The 16,479-nt window shown below is 74.1% G+C and carries 13 protein-coding genes; 10 read left to right on the forward strand and 3 right to left on the reverse strand.

What is annotated here, in order from left to right; translation table 11 throughout:
- Window positions 1-4: 4 nt before the first annotated feature.
- A complete protein-coding gene (locus ACGFZF_RS13715; RefSeq protein WP_393553921.1) occupies window positions 5-775 on the forward strand; it encodes a M23 family metallopeptidase in 771 nt (256 codons plus the stop codon).
- Window positions 776-957: 182 nt separating this feature from the next.
- Complete coding sequence (locus tag ACGFZF_RS13720) at window positions 958-1,641, forward strand: GntR family transcriptional regulator (RefSeq protein ID WP_393553923.1); 684 nt, start codon at window positions 958-960, stop codon at window positions 1,639-1,641.
- Window positions 1,642-1,821: 180 nt separating this feature from the next.
- Here the strand turns inward: ACGFZF_RS13720 and ACGFZF_RS13725 are convergent, their stop codons facing one another.
- A complete protein-coding gene (locus ACGFZF_RS13725) occupies window positions 1,822-2,103 on the reverse strand; it encodes an HPr family phosphocarrier protein (protein ID WP_147976764.1) in 282 nt (93 codons plus the stop codon).
- 173 nt (window positions 2,104-2,276) lie between these two features.
- Between ACGFZF_RS13725 and ACGFZF_RS13730 the strand changes: the two genes are divergently transcribed.
- The 7 genes from ACGFZF_RS13730 (at window position 2,277) to ACGFZF_RS13760 (ending at window position 13,233) form a co-directional block, all read left to right on the forward strand.
- A complete protein-coding gene (locus tag ACGFZF_RS13730; protein ID WP_393553926.1) occupies window positions 2,277-5,276 on the forward strand; it encodes a GNAT family N-acetyltransferase in 3,000 nt (999 codons plus the stop codon).
- A 109-nt stretch (window positions 5,277-5,385) separates the two neighbouring features.
- Window positions 5,386-5,970, forward strand: a complete 585-nt coding sequence (locus ACGFZF_RS13735) for a DUF5998 family protein (protein WP_329115009.1) — start codon at window positions 5,386-5,388, stop codon at window positions 5,968-5,970.
- Window positions 5,970-7,184, forward strand: a complete 1,215-nt coding sequence (locus ACGFZF_RS13740; protein ID WP_393553930.1) for an alkaline phosphatase family protein — start codon at window positions 5,970-5,972, stop codon at window positions 7,182-7,184. The genes ACGFZF_RS13735 and ACGFZF_RS13740 overlap by 1 nt, the downstream gene beginning before the upstream one ends.
- A gap of 73 nt (window positions 7,185-7,257) precedes the next feature.
- Entirely contained in the window at window positions 7,258-7,908 is a 651-nt protein-coding gene (locus tag ACGFZF_RS13745; protein WP_356604173.1) for a thymidine kinase, read from the forward strand.
- Between the two features lie 161 nt (window positions 7,909-8,069).
- Window positions 8,070-10,766, forward strand: a complete 2,697-nt coding sequence (locus ACGFZF_RS13750; RefSeq protein WP_393553933.1) for a YfhO family protein — start codon at window positions 8,070-8,072, stop codon at window positions 10,764-10,766.
- Between the two features lie 91 nt (window positions 10,767-10,857).
- The gene (locus ACGFZF_RS13755; RefSeq protein WP_393553935.1) at window positions 10,858-11,823 is read left to right on the forward strand and encodes a glycosyltransferase family 2 protein; all 966 of its coding nucleotides are present in this window, start codon (window positions 10,858-10,860) and stop codon (window positions 11,821-11,823) included.
- A 3-nt stretch (window positions 11,824-11,826) separates the two neighbouring features.
- Window positions 11,827-13,233, forward strand: a complete 1,407-nt coding sequence (locus tag ACGFZF_RS13760; RefSeq protein ID WP_393553937.1) for a polysialyltransferase family glycosyltransferase — start codon at window positions 11,827-11,829, stop codon at window positions 13,231-13,233.
- A 78-nt stretch (window positions 13,234-13,311) separates the two neighbouring features.
- On the opposite strand, the gene ACGFZF_RS13765 is transcribed toward ACGFZF_RS13760, so the two are convergent.
- On the reverse strand, window positions 13,312-14,085 hold the full coding sequence (locus ACGFZF_RS13765) for a VOC family protein (protein WP_393553939.1): 774 nt from the start codon (window positions 14,083-14,085) through the stop codon (window positions 13,312-13,314).
- 317 nt (window positions 14,086-14,402) lie between these two features.
- Between ACGFZF_RS13765 and ACGFZF_RS13770 the strand changes: the two genes are divergently transcribed.
- Window positions 14,403-15,230 carry a sulfurtransferase gene (locus ACGFZF_RS13770; protein WP_393553941.1) on the forward strand — a complete coding sequence of 276 codons (828 nt, stop codon included), beginning with the start codon at window positions 14,403-14,405 and terminating at the stop codon, window positions 15,228-15,230.
- 88 nt (window positions 15,231-15,318) lie between these two features.
- Here the strand turns inward: ACGFZF_RS13770 and sepH are convergent, their stop codons facing one another.
- On the reverse strand, window positions 15,319-16,395 hold the full coding sequence (sepH, locus tag ACGFZF_RS13775; RefSeq protein ID WP_393553943.1) for a septation protein SepH: 1,077 nt from the start codon (window positions 16,393-16,395) through the stop codon (window positions 15,319-15,321).
- Window positions 16,396-16,479: the final 84 nt, after the last annotated feature.

Genomic DNA, 16,479 nt, shown 5'->3' on the forward strand with positions numbered 1-16,479 from the left:
CTACATGGCGTTCACCCGTGCCACCGGGAAGCATCGTGGACCGAGCCGTATGGCGCGCCGTGGCGCCGGCATCGCCGGCATCGCCACCCTCGCCACCACCGGCGTCATCGGAACCCTCGCTTCCCCGGCGCTCGCCGCCGACACGGAAGCCCCCTCGCTGGAGGACACCGGCCTCAACCAGACCGTCGTCGCCGACGTCCTGGCGGACACCGTGAGCGCCCAGGCCGCCGCCCAGGAGCGGGAGGCCGTCGAGGCCGCCGCCCGGGAGAGGGCCGCGGCGGAGGCCAAGCGCAAGGCCGAGGCCCGCGCCAAGGAGATCCGCCTGGCCAAGGAGCGCGCGGCCCGCGAGGCCGAGCGCAAGCGCCTCGCCTCCTTCCAGCTCCCCGTCGCCGGTTCGTACGTCAGCACCGGCTACAAGACCGGCGGCTCGCTCTGGTCCTCCGGCAGCCACTCCGGGGTCGACTTCCACGCCTCCTCGGGCACCAAGGTCGTCTCCGTGGGCTCCGGCACCGTCGTGGAGGCCGGCTGGGGCGGCGCGTACGGCAACAACATCGTCATCCGGATGCACGACGGCACGTACACCCAGTACGGTCACCTCTCGGCGATCAGCGTCTCGGTCGGCCAGACCGTCACCCCGGGCCAGAAGATAGGTCTCTCGGGGTCGACCGGTAACTCCACCGGTCCCCACCTCCACTTCGAGGCCCGCAGCACCGCCGAGTACGGCTCCGACATCAACCCGATCGCGTACCTGCGTGCGCGCGGTGTGAGCGTCTGAACCCCGCCCGCGTCAGAAAAGCCCCGGCTCGTACTGAGCCGGGGCTTTTTTGCAGGCCAAAAGAAATCCATGGGCCGACGGTGGCCTTCGGAAATATCCCTCTGCTGCAATAGAGTTCACGAAGGGTCGGCGAACAGGCGTCCATCGGATGGGTTTCGCGCGGATTAAGGCGGAGGTCGAACATGCGCATTCCCGCGCACTCGGTATGCACGGCGATCCGGGACGACATCGTCTCCGGTGTCTTCGAGCGCGGCAGCCGGCTGACCGAGGAGCAGCTGGCGCGCCGCTACGGAGTCTCCCGCGTCCCGGTCCGCGAGGCCCTGCGCACCCTGGAGTCGGAGGGGTTCGTGGTCACCCGCCGGCACGCCGGGGCCCATGTCGCCGAGCCCACCGAGCAGGAGGCGGCGGACCTGCTGGACATGCGGGCCCTGCTGGAGCCGCTGGGCGCCGCGCGCGCGGCGCAGCGCCGCACCGAGGCCCATCTCAAGGTGCTGCGCGGCCTGGTCAGGCTGGGCCAGGAGCGGGCCAGACGGGGGCAGGGCGACGATCTGCGGTCCCTGGGGGGCTGGTTCCACGAGACCCTGGCGCAGGCCGCCGGCAGTCCGGCCCTGACGGCGCTCCTCACCCAGCTCCGCCACAAGATCGCCTGGATGTACGCGATCGAGCCGGCGGCGCAGCCGGTGGAGGAGTGGGCGGAGCACGGGGCGATCGTGGACGCGGTGGCCCGCGGCGACGCCGAGCGGGCGCGGGCGCTGACCGCGCTGCACGCCGAGCGCTCGCTGGCGCGGCACCGTCCCAAACGGTCCGGGCACGGCCGTGTGAGGCCTTCGCAACATGCCGTAAACACCGCGAGCATCCGGAATTAACGGCGGCGCCGTATACAAAGACAGTGAATACGGGGGCCGGATATCGTGCTGCCCGAAATTCGGTGTGCGCATTTCCTGGGCGGCGATCAATGGCCCGTACCGCCCCGGATGAATCCGGAATGGACGAAGGAGCCGCACCCGCCGGAATTCGGACGGATGCGGCTCCCGCGTGAGGTGTCGTCAGACGGTCTCGGGAAGCTCCTCGAGCCCCTCGGCAACCAGCTTCGCCAGACGGTCCAGAGCGACCTCGGCGCCGTCGGCGTCCGAAGCGAGCACGATCTCCTCGCCGCCCTGCGCACCCAGGCCGAGCACCGCGAGCATGGACGCGGCGTTCACCGGGTTGCCGTCGGCCTTGGCGATCGTCACGGGGATCCCGGAGGCCGTGGTGGCACGGACGAAGATGGAGGCGGGGCGGGCGTGCAGGCCCTCGGCCCAGCCGACGTTGACGCGGCGCTCAGCCATGGTGTTGCCCTTCAAGTCTTGGCCGGTTGTCTAGACCAGTCTCTCATGGGTTGCGAGGTGCTCGTGCCGACCTCCGGCCCGGCCGGAACAGCCCTCCGGCCCTCCCACCTTGCACGGCACCCACGTCGTGCGCGACCGGTGCCGGCGTCGTGCCCCGGTCGTAGGCTGACCCCATGCAGAGCGCGTCGGAACAGCCTGAACACGCATACCCCGACCACTGGGAGGCGGACGTCGTCCTGCGCGACGGCGGCACCGCGCGCATCAGGCCGATCACCGTCGACGACGCCGACCGCCTGGTCAGCTTCTACGAGCAGGTCTCGGACGAGTCGAAGTACTACCGGTTCTTCGCGCCCTACCCCCGGCTCTCCGCCAAGGACGTCCACCGCTTCACCCACCACGACTTCGTGGACCGGGTCGGACTCGCGGCGACCGTCGGCGGCGAGTTCATCGCCACCGTGCGCTACGACCGCATCGACGCCACCGGCCGGCCCGCCAGCGCCCCGGCCGACGAGGCCGAGGTCGCCTTCCTTGTGCAGGACGCGCACCAGGGCCGGGGGGTGGCCTCGGCCCTGCTCGAACACATCGCGGCGGTCGCCCGGGAGAGGGACATCCGGCGGTTCGCGGCCGAGGTGCTCCCCGCCAACTCCAAGATGATCAAGGTCTTCACGGACGCCGGCTACACCCAGAAGCGCAGCTTCGAGGACGGAGCCGTACGGCTCCACCTCGACCTGGAACCCACCGTTCGCTCGCTCGCCGTCCAGCGCGCACGGGAGCAGCGGGCCGAGGCCCACTCCGTGCAGCGCCTCCTGGCCCCCGGCTCGGTCGCCGTGATCGGCGCCGGGCGCGCCCCGGGCGGGGTGGGCCGGACGGTGCTGCGCAACCTCGTCGCCTCCGGCTACACCGGCCGCGTCCTCGCCGTGAACCGGAGCCTGGAGGCGGGCGCGCCCGCCGCGTTCGACGGGGTGCCGGCCTTCCGCTCCGTGGGCGAGATCGGCGAACCGGTGGACCTGGCGGTCGTCGCCGTCCCCGCGGAACGGGTGCCGGAGGCCGTCGCCGACTGCGGCGAGCACGGCGTCCGCGGACTCGTCGTCCTCTCCGCGGGCTACGCGGAGAGCGGTGCCGAGGGCCGGGAACGGCAGCGCGCACTGGTCCGGCAGGCCCGCTCGTACGGGATGCGGATCATCGGGCCCAACGCCTTCGGGATCATCAACACGTCCGCCGGGATCCGGCTCAACGCCTCGCTCGCCCCGCAGATGCCGGCGGCCGGCCGGATCGGCCTGTTCACCCAGTCCGGAGCCATCGGCATCGCCCTGCTCGCCGGGCTGCACCGGCGCGGCGCCGGGCTCTCCTCCTTCATCTCCGCGGGCAACCGCGCGGACGTCTCCGGCAACGACTTCCTCCAGCACTGGTACGACGACCCCGAGACGGACGTCGTCCTGCTCTACCTGGAGTCGATCGGCAACCCCCGCAAGTTCACCCGGCTGGCCCGCCGCACGGCGGCGGTCAAGCCGGTCGTGGTGGTCAAGGGCGCCCGGCACAGCGGCAGCGCGCCGCCCGGACACCGGGTGCCCGTCACCCGCATCCCGCACGCCACGGTCTCCGCGCTCCTCCGGCAGGCCGGGGTGATCCGCGTCGACACCGTCACCGAGCTGGTCGACGCCGGCCTGCTCCTCGCGGGCCAGCCCCTGCCGGCCGGGCCGCGGGTGGCGATCCTCGGCAACTCCGAGTCGCTGGGGCTGCTGACGTACGACGCCTGCCTGACGGAGGGTCTGCGCCCGCTGCGCCCGCTCGACCTGACCACCGCCGCGAGCCCGGCGGACTTCCGCGACGCGCTGGCGGCGGCGCTTGTGGACGACGCCAACGACGCGGTCGTGGTGACGGCGATCCCCTGGGTCGGGGAGAACGGCGCCGTCGAGTCCGGCGACGGCGAGGTCCTCGCGGCCCACCTCCGCGCGGCGGTCGCCTCCGCCCCGGCCGCGGCGAAGCCGGTGCTCGTCGTGCACGTCGAGATGGGCGGTCTGGCGGAGGCCCTCTCCGCCGCCACCAGCACGCGACCGCAGCCGGCGGCCGGCCCGGCAGGCCCGGGGTCCACCGCCGGCCGGGCCGCTCCCGGCGCCGCACAGCCGACGGCCGGTTCCTCGCCGCCCCCGGCTCCCGGTGCCTCCCGCGTCGCCCCCGCCCCGGCCGGCGCACCCGGTGCCCCCACGTCCGGCCCGCCCGGGCCCCCGGGATCCGCCCCCCGCGGCGTCGACGGCTCCGTGCCTCGCACCGGCGACGGCCCCGCGCCCGGTGGCCACGCCACCGGGGGCATCCCCGCCTACCCCGCCGCCGAGCGGGCCGTGCGGGCGCTCGCCGAAGCCGTGCGGTACGGACAGTGGCGGCGGCAGGCCGCCGAGCCCGGGCGGGTGCCGGAGTACGACGACATCGACGAGAGCGGCGCCGCCGCCCAGATCGAGCGGCTGCTCGGGGAGGACGCCGAAGCCGCCGGGGTGACCCTGGACGCGGACGCGGCGGGCGAGCTTCTCGCGCGGTACGGGATCGCCGTCCGGCCGACGCAGCCCGCGCCCGGCCCCGACGAAGCCGTCGCGGCCGCCGCGCGGCTCGGCTACCCCGTGGCGCTGAAGACCACCGCGCCCCATCTGCGCCACCGCCCCGACCTCGGGGGCGTCCGGCTCGACCTGGCCACCGAACAGCAACTGCGAACCGCCTACGCCGAGATGACCCAGGCCCTCGGCAAGCCCGAGGAGCTCCACCCCGTCGTACAGGCGATGGTGCCCCGCGGCGTCGACACCGTCGTCCGTTCGGCCATCGACCCCGCCGTCGGCGCCGTGCTGTCCTTCGGGCTCGCCGGAGCCGCCTCCGAGCTGCTGGGCGACACGTCCCACCGGCTGGTCCCCGCAACCGACCGGGACGCCGCCGAGCTCGTGCGCTCCATCCGCACCGCCCCGCTGCTCTTCGGCTGGCGCGGCTCCGCCCCGGTCGACACCCCGGCCCTGGAGGAACTGCTGCTGCGCGTCTCCCGCCTCGTCGACGACCATCCCGAGGTCGTCGCGATCACCCTGGAACCCGTCGTCGTGGCCCCGCACGGGCTCTCCGTGCTCGGCGCCACCGTCCGCCTCGCCCCGCCCCCGCCCCGCACCGACCTCGGCCCGCGCCGCCTGCCGAGCTACTGAGAGAGGCCACCCCTCCCAGCGGCCCGCCCCGCCTCATCGGCCCGCAAGCCGGACGGGTGCTCGCCCAAGCGTCCCGGAGCGCCCCTTCCGACGGATTAGGATGGAGTCCATGGCAAAGACCGGTACGACGACCCAGGGGCTGCGCGCGGCGATCGAGCGCAGCGGCTACTACCCGGCCCTCGTGGCCGAGGCGGTGGAGGCCGCCGTCGGTGGGGAGGCGATCGCGTCGTACCTGGTCCACCAGGAGACCACGTTCGACTCCAACGAGGTCCGCCGCCACGTCACCGTGCTCGTCCTGACGGCCAACCGTTTCATCGTCAGCCACACCGACGAGCAGAACGCCGACACCAGCTCCCCGACGCCCTACGCCACGACCTCCACCGAATCGGTCAAGCTCGACCGGATCTCCTCGGTCGTCGTCAGCCGCGTCGTCGCGAACCCGGAGTCGTACACCCCCGGCACCCTGCCCCGTGAGGTCGTCCTCACCATCGGCTGGGGCGCCGTCTCGCGCATCGACCTGGAGCCCGCCGCCTGCGGCGACCCCAACTGCGACGCCGACCACGGCTACACCGGAAACGCCACCGCCGACGACCTCAGCCTGCGCGTCAGCGACGCGGGCGACGGGCCGGACACCGTCCGGCAGACCCTGGCCTTCGCGCAGTCGCTCTCCGAAGCCACCGCGGCGACCCGCTGATGGTGCAGCCCGCCGTCGTCGCCTCCGGGTGGCCGGACGATCCGGTCCCGCTCGCCCTGGACACCGCGCCCCTCCCGGCGTACGGCTCCGGCTCGCTCGCCGACCTCCTCCCGACCCTCGTCGCCGGACAGGGGGTGCCCGGTTTCGAGGCCCGGATCGCCGAGCTCACCCCGGCGGACCGGAACTGCGTCTTCCTCATCGACGGGCTCGGCTGGGAGCAGATCAAGGCCCACCCGGACGAGGCGCCGTACCTCACCTCGCTGCTCGCCGGATCGCGCGGCGGCACCGGGCGCCCGATCACCGCGGGGTTCCCCGCGACCACCGCGACCTCGCTCGCCTCGGTCGGCACCGGCCGGTTCCCCGGCGAGCATGGGCTGCCGGGCTACACGGCCCGCAACCCCGCGACCGGTGCGCTGATGAACCAGCTCCGCTGGAAGCCGTGGACCTCCCCGCGCGTCTGGCAGCCGTACCCCACGGTCTTCGAGCTCGCCCACAAGGCCGGCATCCACACCGCGCAGGTCTCCTCGCCGATCTTCCAGGACACACCGCTCACCAAGATCGCGCTGAGCGGCGGCTCGTTCCACGGACGTCTCTCCGGCGAGGAGCGGATGGACTTCGCGGCCGAGCAGCTCGCCGGCGGGGACCGCTCGCTGGTCTACACGTACTACAGCGAACTCGACGGCGCCGGACACCGGTTCGGAGTCGACTCCGACGCCTGGCGCGGCCAGCTGATGTTCGTCGACCGGCTCGTCCAGCGCTTGGCCGAACAGCTGCCGCCCCGCTCCGCGCTCTACGTCACCGCGGACCACGGCATGGTCGACATCCCCTTCGACGAGCAGTCCCGGATCGACTTCGACGAGGACTGGGAGCTGCGGGCGGGCGTCGCCCTGCTCGGTGGTGAAGGGCGTGCCCGCCACGTCTACGCCGTCCCGGGTGCCGAGGCCGACGTCCTGACCTGCTGGCGCGAGGTGCTCGGGGAGCAGTTCTGGGTGGCGAGCCGGGAGGAGGCCGTCGCGCTCGGCTGGTTCGGCCGGCCCGGTGACGGGATCGACGAGCGGGTGCACGGCCGGATCGGCGACGTCGTCGCCGCCGCCCACGACGACGTCATCATCACCGCCTCCGTCAACGAACCGCACGAGTCGGCGATGGTCGGCGTCCACGGATCGATGACACCCGCGGAGCAGCTCGTGCCGCTCCTCGAGGTCCGTTCCTGACCCTGCCCGTCCCTTCCCCGTTCCGCTCCCGCGGCCCCTCCGCTTCCCAGACCCGAAAGGTCCCCGACCTCCCATGCCCGAGCTGGTGTTCTTTTCCGGAACGATGGACTGCGGGAAAAGCACGTTGGCCCTGCAGATCGGGCACAACCGCTCGGCGCGCGGCCTGCAGGGCGTGATCTTCACGCGCGACGACCGGGCGGGGGAGGGCAAGCTCTCCTCGCGCCTCGGCCTGGTGACCGAGGCGGTCGAGGCCGCCCCCGGAATGGACCTGTACGCCTACCTGGTGGACCAGATGTCCCGTGGCGGCAAGGTCGACTACGTGATCGTCGACGAGGCGCAGTTCCTCGCTCCCGAGCAGATCGACCAGCTCGGGCGGGTGGTGGACGACCTGGACCTCGACGTCTTCGCGTTCGGGATCACCACCGACTTCCGCACCAAGCTGTTCCCCGGATCGCAGCGCCTGATCGAGCTGGCCGACCGCATCGAGACCCTCCAGGTCGAGGCGATGTGCTGGTGCGGGGCCCGCGCCACGCACAACGCGCGCACGGTGGGCGGCGAGATGGTCGTGGAGGGCGAGCAGGTCGTCGTCGGCGACGTGAACCGGCCGGCCGAGGAGATCGGCTACGAGGTGCTGTGCCGGCGCCACCACCGGCGCCGGATGACCAGCGCCTCGGCGCACGCCGGCTCGCTCTCCCCGGACGTGCTCCCCGTCACCCCCTCCTGACCGTCCCTCCCGGCCGGCCGCGGCACCGCGAGTTCACCTCGGGTGTACCCGCGCACCGTCTGCCGATCGGATGCGGGTCGCCCGGCTCGGCGGTAATGGCCGTCGGCCCGTGACGTCCCGCCCGGGCTCCGCGCATCCGCGCGACACATCCCGGAGGACGCGTGCCCCCTGCTGCCGAGACCGCATCCGCCCAGGCCGAGAGTGAACGCGCCGGGGGTGCGACGGCCGGGGACACCCGGACCGAGGACGACGGACGGCCGGCGTCGACCTCGGGACCCGAGGACACCGGGCACGCCACGGCAGCGCGCTGGCACCGGGCCCGGGCGTGGACGCGACGCGCCCGGCACAGGGCCCCGCAGCGCGCCTCGGCCGCCGCCGCCCTCCTGACCTGCGCCGTCCTCTGCCTCGGCGGCCTGCTGGCCGGCAGCCATCCCTTCGGGCCCACCACCCGCAACACCGTCGACCTCGGCCAGCAGTACCTGCCGTTCCACGCGTACTGGCGCCGGCTGCTGCGCGGCGACACCCACGGCGACCTCTTCCTCAACTGGAACTCCGGCTTCGGCGCCAACTTCCTCGGCGACTACGGCACGTACCTCAGCAGCCCGTTCGACCTGCTGGTCCTGCTCTTCCCCGCGGACAGCGCCGAACTCGCCCTCTACGTCGTCACCGCCGCCAAGATCACCGCCGCAGGGGCCGCCATGGCGCTGCTGCTCCTGAGGCTGCGCCCCGGCCCGTGGCCGGTCGCGGCCGTCCTGGGGACGGCGTACGCGCTGTGCGGCTGGACCCTGAACTTCGCCGCCACCGTCCCGATGTGGTTCGACGGCCTGCTGGCCTTCCCGCTGCTCTGCCTGGTCGGCGAGTGGGCCCGGGCCGGGCGCCGCCCCGTCCTCGGCCCGCTGGTCGTGGCCGTGGCCTGGTACGCGAACTTCTACACCGCGTACATGGCGACGCTCGGCGCGGCCGTCGTGCTCGCCGTCCGCCTGTGCACGGCCGACGACACCGGCCGCCGGCGTCTCGCCGGACTGCTCCGTGCCGCCCGGGGGGTGCTCGTCGGCGTCGGACTGGCGGCCCCGCTCGTCCTGGTGATCTTCCTGGCCACCCGGGTCGCCGACCCCACGCCCGAGACGACGTTCACGGCCGTCGCCTGGACGGAGTTCCTCGCCCGTCTGCTGCCCGCCACCGCGAGCGTCGCCAGCCCCGCCCTCTTCATCGGCACCCCGGCCCTCCTGCTGGCCCTCACCCTCCCCTTCAACGGGGCCGTCACCCCGCGGACCCGGCTCGGCTGGACGGCCGCGATCGCACTGGTCGCGCTCTCGATGCAGTGGGAACCCACGCATCTCCTCTGGCACGCGGGCGCCTCGCCCAACGGCATCCCCTACCGTCAGACCTTCGTGCTCTGCGGCCTGTTGCTGATCGCGGCCTGGCTGTCCACGGCCCAGGGGCTGCCCCGGACGCCCGCGCTGCTCGGCGCGGGCGCGGTCCTCGCCGCCCTCACCCTGGCCACCCGGGAGAGCCCGGTCGTCGACCGCTGGACGTATCCCGCCTTCGCCGCCGCCCTGGCGCTCGCCGTCCTCGCAGCCGCGGCCGTCCTCCTCGCCCGGCGGAAGGCGGTCGGCACCAAGGTCATGCCCGCGGTGGCCGTCGCCCTGCTCGTCCTCGCCCAGGCGGGCGAGACCGCGATCGGCGCGGGCCGGATCGAGCGGCAGCAGCTGGCCGAGGTCTCCTGGGCCCCGAGGCTCGGGCCCTGGCACGCGGACATGGCACGGGCCACCGAGAGCAAGGACGCCTGGCCCCGGCAGCGCACCGACCCCGGCGAGGTCCCCGGCGGCAACGACGTGCTGCTCGTCGGCGGCCAGGGAGCCGACTACTACAGCAGCCTGACCGCCGACGTCACCTCGCGCACCCTGGCCTCGCTCGGCTTCGGCTCCTACGCCAAGGGCCGCCACCCGGTCAGCCTGGACAACCCCGTGACCGACGCGATCTTCTCCATCGGGACCCGGATGCGCTCGGCGCCGTCGGCCCCGCTGCGCACCGACCGGCTGCCCGAGGCCACGATCACCACCGCCGACACGCCCGTGCCGCCGCTCGTCACCGTCCGTCCCGACCTGCGGCTGCCGGCCCGCGAGGCCCGCTTCGGCCCGTCCGCCTTCGCCAACCAGGAGGCCCTGCTCGGCGCCGACGTCTACGAGGTGCCCGCCGCGCCCCGCCGCGCCACCGGCCCGCGGGGCGGCGCGGTCACCCTCACCGCCTCCTGCCCCGCCGGCGCCCAGGTGTGGTTCTGGGCTCCCGACTACCGGGGGACCGCGGCCCTGGCGGGCGGCGCCCCGGTCGCCTTCGCCGGCCGTCCGCCCGCCGTCATCGGCCCCATGCAGCCGCTCGGCACCGTGCCCGCCTCGGGCGAGGTACGGATCGCACTGGATCCCGCCACGCGGCCCGCACTGCCCCGGCAGCCGGTCGGCTGCCTGATCGAGGACCGGCTGACCGAGGCCGTGCGCCGGTCGACCGCGACCGGAGCCACCGCGGTACGGACCTCGGGCCACACCCTCACCGCCGAACTCCCGCCGGGCAGCAAGGGCACCGCCCTCGTCGCCGTCCCGCGGATCTCCGGCTGGACCTGCTCCGCGGGGAACGCCGCCCCCGTCCCCGCCCGGCGCCACCTGGGCCTGATCGCCGTTCCGCTCGACGGCACGGCGACCACCGTCGGCTGCTCGTTCCGGCCGCCCGGACTGCGGCTCGGCGGCGCGATCGGCGCCACGGCCCTGCTCTGCCTGCTGGCGATCGGCGCGCGGCAGCGGTTTCTCCGCAGGACCGGAAGAGTTCATCCGGCGTGCACACCGGCCTCGTCCGACGGGAATTGACCGTCGATACGCTGCCCGCCTGAGCGGCGTCCGGGATGGTCACCGGGCGCGTTCGCCCGATGGTTCTCGTGTGTGAGTGTTGGGATTCCGTGTGCCGAAACTGTCCGTCGTCGTCCCCTTCCACAACGTCGGGGCCTACGCCCCCGACACCCTGCGCAGCCTCGCGATCAACGCGGACCCGGAATTCGAGTTCCTGCTGGTCGACGACTGCTCCACGGACGACACCCCGTACGTGCTCGACCGGCTGAAGGACCGCGTTCCGAACGCCACCGTCATCCGGCACGAGACGAATCTCGGGGTGGCCCAGGCACGCAACACCGGAATCGACGCGGCGACCGGCGACTACGTCACCTTCCTCGACGGCGACGACTGGTACGCGCCCGGTCACCTGCGCGCCATGGTCGACGGAATCGAGGCCCTGGGCTGCGACTTCGCCCGCACCGACCACGTCCTGTCGACCGGCCGGACCCGCGCCGTACGCTACGCCCCGGCCAAGCTCCGCGACACGGTGATGAACCCCCGCGACGGAATCGCCCCGGCCTCCATGGTGACGATGGTCGACTATCCCTTCGTCCCGTTCGGCATCTATTCCGGCCGTCTCTTCGCCGACGGGGCCTCGCGATTCGAGACGAAACTGCGCACCGCCGAGGACCGCCTGTGGATCTGGCGGCTGCATCTGACCACCACGTCCTATGCGGCGCTCAGCCTGCACGGTGCCTTCTACCGCCGCGGAGTCACCACCTCGCTCACCCAGATCACCGACAACCGCCAGCTCGACTTCATCCCCTCGTACGACCTGCTGCTGGAAGACGTGTCCGCGGACGCCGAGGCGGACCGGTTCCTGCCGAAAGCGGTCCGCACCTATTGCGCGATGATCGCCTTTCACATGGGAAAGGCCGACCAGTACGAGCCGGCCGTCGCCAGACGCCTCCGGCACGACGTCACCGACGCCCTGCGCAGGATGCCGCAGCGGGTCCTCGACGAGACGCTGGCCGGCATGGACAGCGCGCGCGGCACGCTGCTCAGCAGCCTGCGCGCCACCGGAAAGGCGGCCTGACCCATGGCCACGGACTCCACCCCGCCGGGCACCGCCCCGACAGTGCCCGCACCGAGCCCGGACGCACCCCCGTCGAGCCGCCGTGGGCAGCGCGTGCAGATCTTCCAGGTGTCGACCCTGTACGGCGCCGCCACCGTGGCCGCCGCCCTGGACTCCGGCCGGTTCGGCGCCCGCGGGCACGCACGGCGGGTCCTGCTGGTGTCCCACAACGCCGAGATCCCCGAGACCGCGCTGCGACTCGACGCCATGACCGGCTACGACCGCGTCGCGGCCCGCTTCGACACCACGGTCGAGTGGAACGAGGCCATCCACCCCCACCACCCCGGCTCCTGGGCGCCCCGGCCCGAGGAGACCCCGCTCTGGCAGCGGGTCCTGCGCACCGCCTGGGACCTGGGCGACGGCCCGGTCGAACTCATCGTCGAGTCCATCCAGGCCAACCCCGCCAAGGCGCTCGCCGCCGTCTTCGCCGAGAGCACCGTGCAGCTCTACGCCGACGGGCTGATGAGCTACGGCCCCACCCGCGACGAGCTGCCCCAGTCGATCGGCTGCCGCGTCCGGCGGCTGCTCCACCTCGATCTGGTGCCCGGACTGCGCCCGCTGCTCCTCGCCGAGTACGGCGTCGAACCGGAGATCGTGCCCGACTTCGCCTTCCGGGCGGTCCTCGCCGAGATCGCCGATGCGGCCGAGGGGGACCCGCACGTCGCGGCGGCCGTCGAGGCCGCCCCCACCGCCGTGCTCCTCGGTCAGTACCTCGCCGTCCTCGGCATCCTCACCGCCGACGAGGAGGAGGACCTGCACGCCCGGATGGTGCGCGGCGCCGCGGCGGCCGGACACCGCTCCGTGATCTTCAAACCGCACCCGACCGCACCCGCCCGCTACTCCCGGGCCCTGCGGGAGGCGGCCGAGGCCGCCGGTGTGCGGCTGACCGTCCTGGACGGCCCGCTGCTCGCCGAGACCTTCTACGCCCGCTGCCGGCCCCGGCTCGTCGTCGGCTGCTTCTCGACCGCGATGCTCACGGCCTCCGTGTACTACGGCGTCCCCATCGCCCGGGTCGGCACGGGAACGGTGCTGGAGCGGCTCAAGCCGTACGAGAACAGCAACCGCGTGCCGCTGACCCTCGTCGACCACCTGGTGCCCGACCTGGAGTCGGGCGCCGCTCCGGCCGTCCCGGGAGCCGCGCCGGACACGCTGGAACCGCTGGTCGAGGCGGTGGGCTACTGCATGCAGCCGAAGCTGCACCCCGGTCTGCGCGCGGAGGCCGTCGCACTCCTCGACGGCCTGCGTCCGGACGACCCGCTCGCCCGCTACGTCGACCGGGACCGGCTGACCGAACTCGGCCTGCCCGGCGGGGACGCGGGCCGCTCCCCCTCCCGGACGCGGCGGAGGCCGGTGCGCGGCCGGCGGGCCTGACCCGGCGGGGCCGTTGCCCCGGGGCCGCGAGGTGGGGCACCGGGACGGAGCGCGCGTCCGGGCGTCCGGTGCGCGGGCTCAGGCGTCGGCCGACCGGACGATCGTGAAGACGGCACCCTCGGGGTCCGTGACGGTCGCCAGGCGGCCCGCCGTGCCCTCCCGGGGCGGCCGCAGGACCCTGCCGCCCAGCTCCGTGACCAGGCGGGCGGCCGCGTCCGTGTCGGCGACCTCGAAGTACGTCATCCAGTGCGCGCCCCGGTCGCGCGGGAGCGCGGTGCCGACCCCGTGCAGGGACGCGACCGGACGGCCGTCCAGGTGGAGGGTCAGGTAGTCGAAGTCCGCGGAGACGACCGGCTCGATCTCGTACCCGAAGACCGTCCGGTAGAACTTGGCGACCATCGAGGTCTCGTGCGTCAGCAGCTCGTTCCAGACCGGCGTCCCGGGCGGTCCCGCGGTCGCCGTGCCGTGGTGCGCCTCGGCCTGCCAGACGCCGAAGACGGCGCCCGTCGGGTCCGAGCAGATCGCCAGCCGGCCCGCCTCGCCGGCGTCCAGCGGCCCGACGGCGACGGTGCCGCCGCAGCAGCGGATGGTCTCGGTGGTCCCGGCGGCGTCGTCGGTGGCCAGATAGGTGGTCCAGGCGACCGGCAGATGCCGGTCGGGCGGCAGCTGGCCGATCCCCGCCACCTCCTTGCCGTCCAGGAGGGCGCGGACGTACGGGCCGAGCTGGTGGGGCCCGGGCACGAACTCCCAGCCGAAGAGCGCGCCGTAGAACTCCTGCGTCGCGTCAAGGCCGTGCACCATCAGGCTCACCCACGAAGGTGTACCGGGTGTGCGTCGCGTCGCCTCGGTCATCGTCACTCTCTCCTCGGACCATCGTCGTGGCCGCACGGGGGACCGGGCGTCCGTACGCACGCGTACGGAGCGATGGGCCCGGGCGCCGGCTCCGGAGCGGAGGTCCACACCCGCCGTCGCGCCGGCCGCGCACGTGCCTCACCGCGCGCCCGGTGCCGATCGTTGCACCGTTGGGCGCGCGGTGCGCCCCGGCCGCGCCGATTTTGGCGCGATCCGGCACGAGGATGCCTGGAATGCCGGGTCCTGGCCGCCGTCGACCGGTCGGCCTGACCTACCGAGCGGCCCGCGGCGTCGCGGGCTGCGCGAGGATGGCACCCATGAAGCCCATCATCACCGCAAGCGAACTCGTGAGCGAGTCGGCCGGGCCGAGGCCCCCGGTCCTGCTGGACGTCCGCTGGCAGCTGGGAGGCCCGCCCGGGCTGCCCGAGTACGAGGCCGGCCACCTCCCCGGCGCGGTCTACGTCGACCTCGACGCCGAGCTGGCCGGAGCGCCCGGCGCCGGCGGCCGGCACCCCCTGCCGGACATGGCGGTCTTCGGCGCGGCGATGCGCCGGGCGGGTGTCTCGGCCGGCACACCGGTCGTGGTCTACGACGGCGGACTCGGCTGGGGCGCGGCCCGTGCCTGGTGGCTGCTGCGCTTCACGGGCCACACCGACGTGCGGGTCCTCGACGGAGGGCTCGCGGCCTGGACGGGGGAGCTGTCGAAGGAGACCCCGCAGCCGGAGCCGGGCGACTTCGCACCGGAGCCGAGCCCGGTCGGACTGCTCGACGCCGACGGCGCGGCGGCGGTGGCCCGCTCGGGGCTCCTCCTGGACGCACGGGCGGCGGAGCGCTACCGGGGCGACGTCGAGCCCATCGACCGGGTCGGCGGCCACATCCCGGGCGCGGTCTCGGCACCCACGACGGAGAACGTCGCTCCCGACGGCCGCTTCCTGCCGGCGGACGCGCTGGCCGCCCGTTTCTCGGGCCTGGGCGCGACCGCCGACTCCGAGGTCGCCGTCTACTGCGGTTCGGGCGTCTCGGGCGCCCACGAGGTCCTGGCCCTGGCTCTGGCCGGCATCCCCGCGGCTCTGTACGCGGGCTCGTGGTCGGAGTGGTCCCACGACCCCGCCCGCCCGGTGGCCACGGGACCGGAACCCCGGTAAGGGGCCGGCCCGCCCGGGCACGCGAAGGGCCCGCGCCGTGCGACGGCGCGGGCCCCTTCCCGTGTGGTGACGGACGTGCGGAGTGCCGTCAGTCCTGCTTCTTCCGGCGGGTGCCGAAGACGATCTCGTCCCAGCTCGGGACCGCCGCGCGGCGGCCCGGCCGGACGCCGTCGGCCTCGGCCTGGCGGTCGGTGGTGCCCGTCAGACGGTCGCGGTGACCCGAGACCGCCCGGGGCATCAGGACGTCCGCGTACGCCGAGCCCGCACCGGCCGAGGCCGCCGGAGCCGGCGGCTCCTCCGCCTCGGGCTCGTCGGACGGTTCGGTCGACGACGGTTCGGTGTTGCGGTCAGGGACGACCATGTCGCCGCGGAAGCTCGGCACCGCCTCCAGCAGGCTGGTCAGCGAGTCCCGTTCCTCCTCCGGCTCCGCGGAGGCGGACGGCCGTTCCGGCTGGCGCTCGATCTGCCGGTCCAGCGCGCGGTCGAGCGGCCGGTCCCGGGGCAGCCGGGCGATCCGCGGCACGAACGGGAAGCTCGGCTCCGGCGCGGCGGCGATCGTGTCGTCCGTCTCGCCGATCAGCGCCCGCGCCTCGTCGTCCACGGCCTGGACGAGCCGCCGGGGCGGGTCGTACGTCCAGCTCGCCGTGTGCACCTCGCCCGCCACCCGGTAGACGAGCAGCACCTCCCAGGTGCCGTCGTCACGGCGCCAGGAGTCCCACTGCACGGTGTCCTTCTCGGCGCCGCGCAGCAGCAGCCGCTCCTGCACAGCCTCGCCGAGCTGGGGTCCGGTGTTCTCGCCGGGCCGGCGCACGGGGGTCTTGCGGGCCCGCTCCGCCATGAACGCCCGCTCCGCGAGCACGGGGCCCTCGAAGCGGCGTACGCGGTCGACGGGGATTCCGGCGAGCTGGGCGACCTCCTCGGCGGAGGCACCGGCCCTTATGCGCGCCTGGATGTCACGGGGGCGGAGGTGGCTCTCCACCTCGATCTCGATCTGGCCGAGGCGCGCGCGGTCGTTGCGTACGGCGGCGCGCAGCCGCTCGTCGATCGGAAGCGTGTACTCCGTGCTGTCAGCAGCCTTCAGCACCAGTCGTGTGCCGTCGTTGGAGACGGCCACGACACGCAGTTCGGGCATGGGGACCTCCCGGGTGGTGCCTGCCGACGTCACGTGCGTCGCTGCTTCCGCTAGTCGAGTGTGGCCTGCCCGGGTGCAGCCTGCCACAACCTTGCCGAGTTGCCCGGCGTGTCGGGC

Source organism: Streptomyces sp. NPDC048338, assembly GCF_043201055.1.
In the GTDB taxonomy this organism is placed as follows: Bacteria; Actinomycetota; Actinomycetes; order Streptomycetales; family Streptomycetaceae; genus Streptomyces.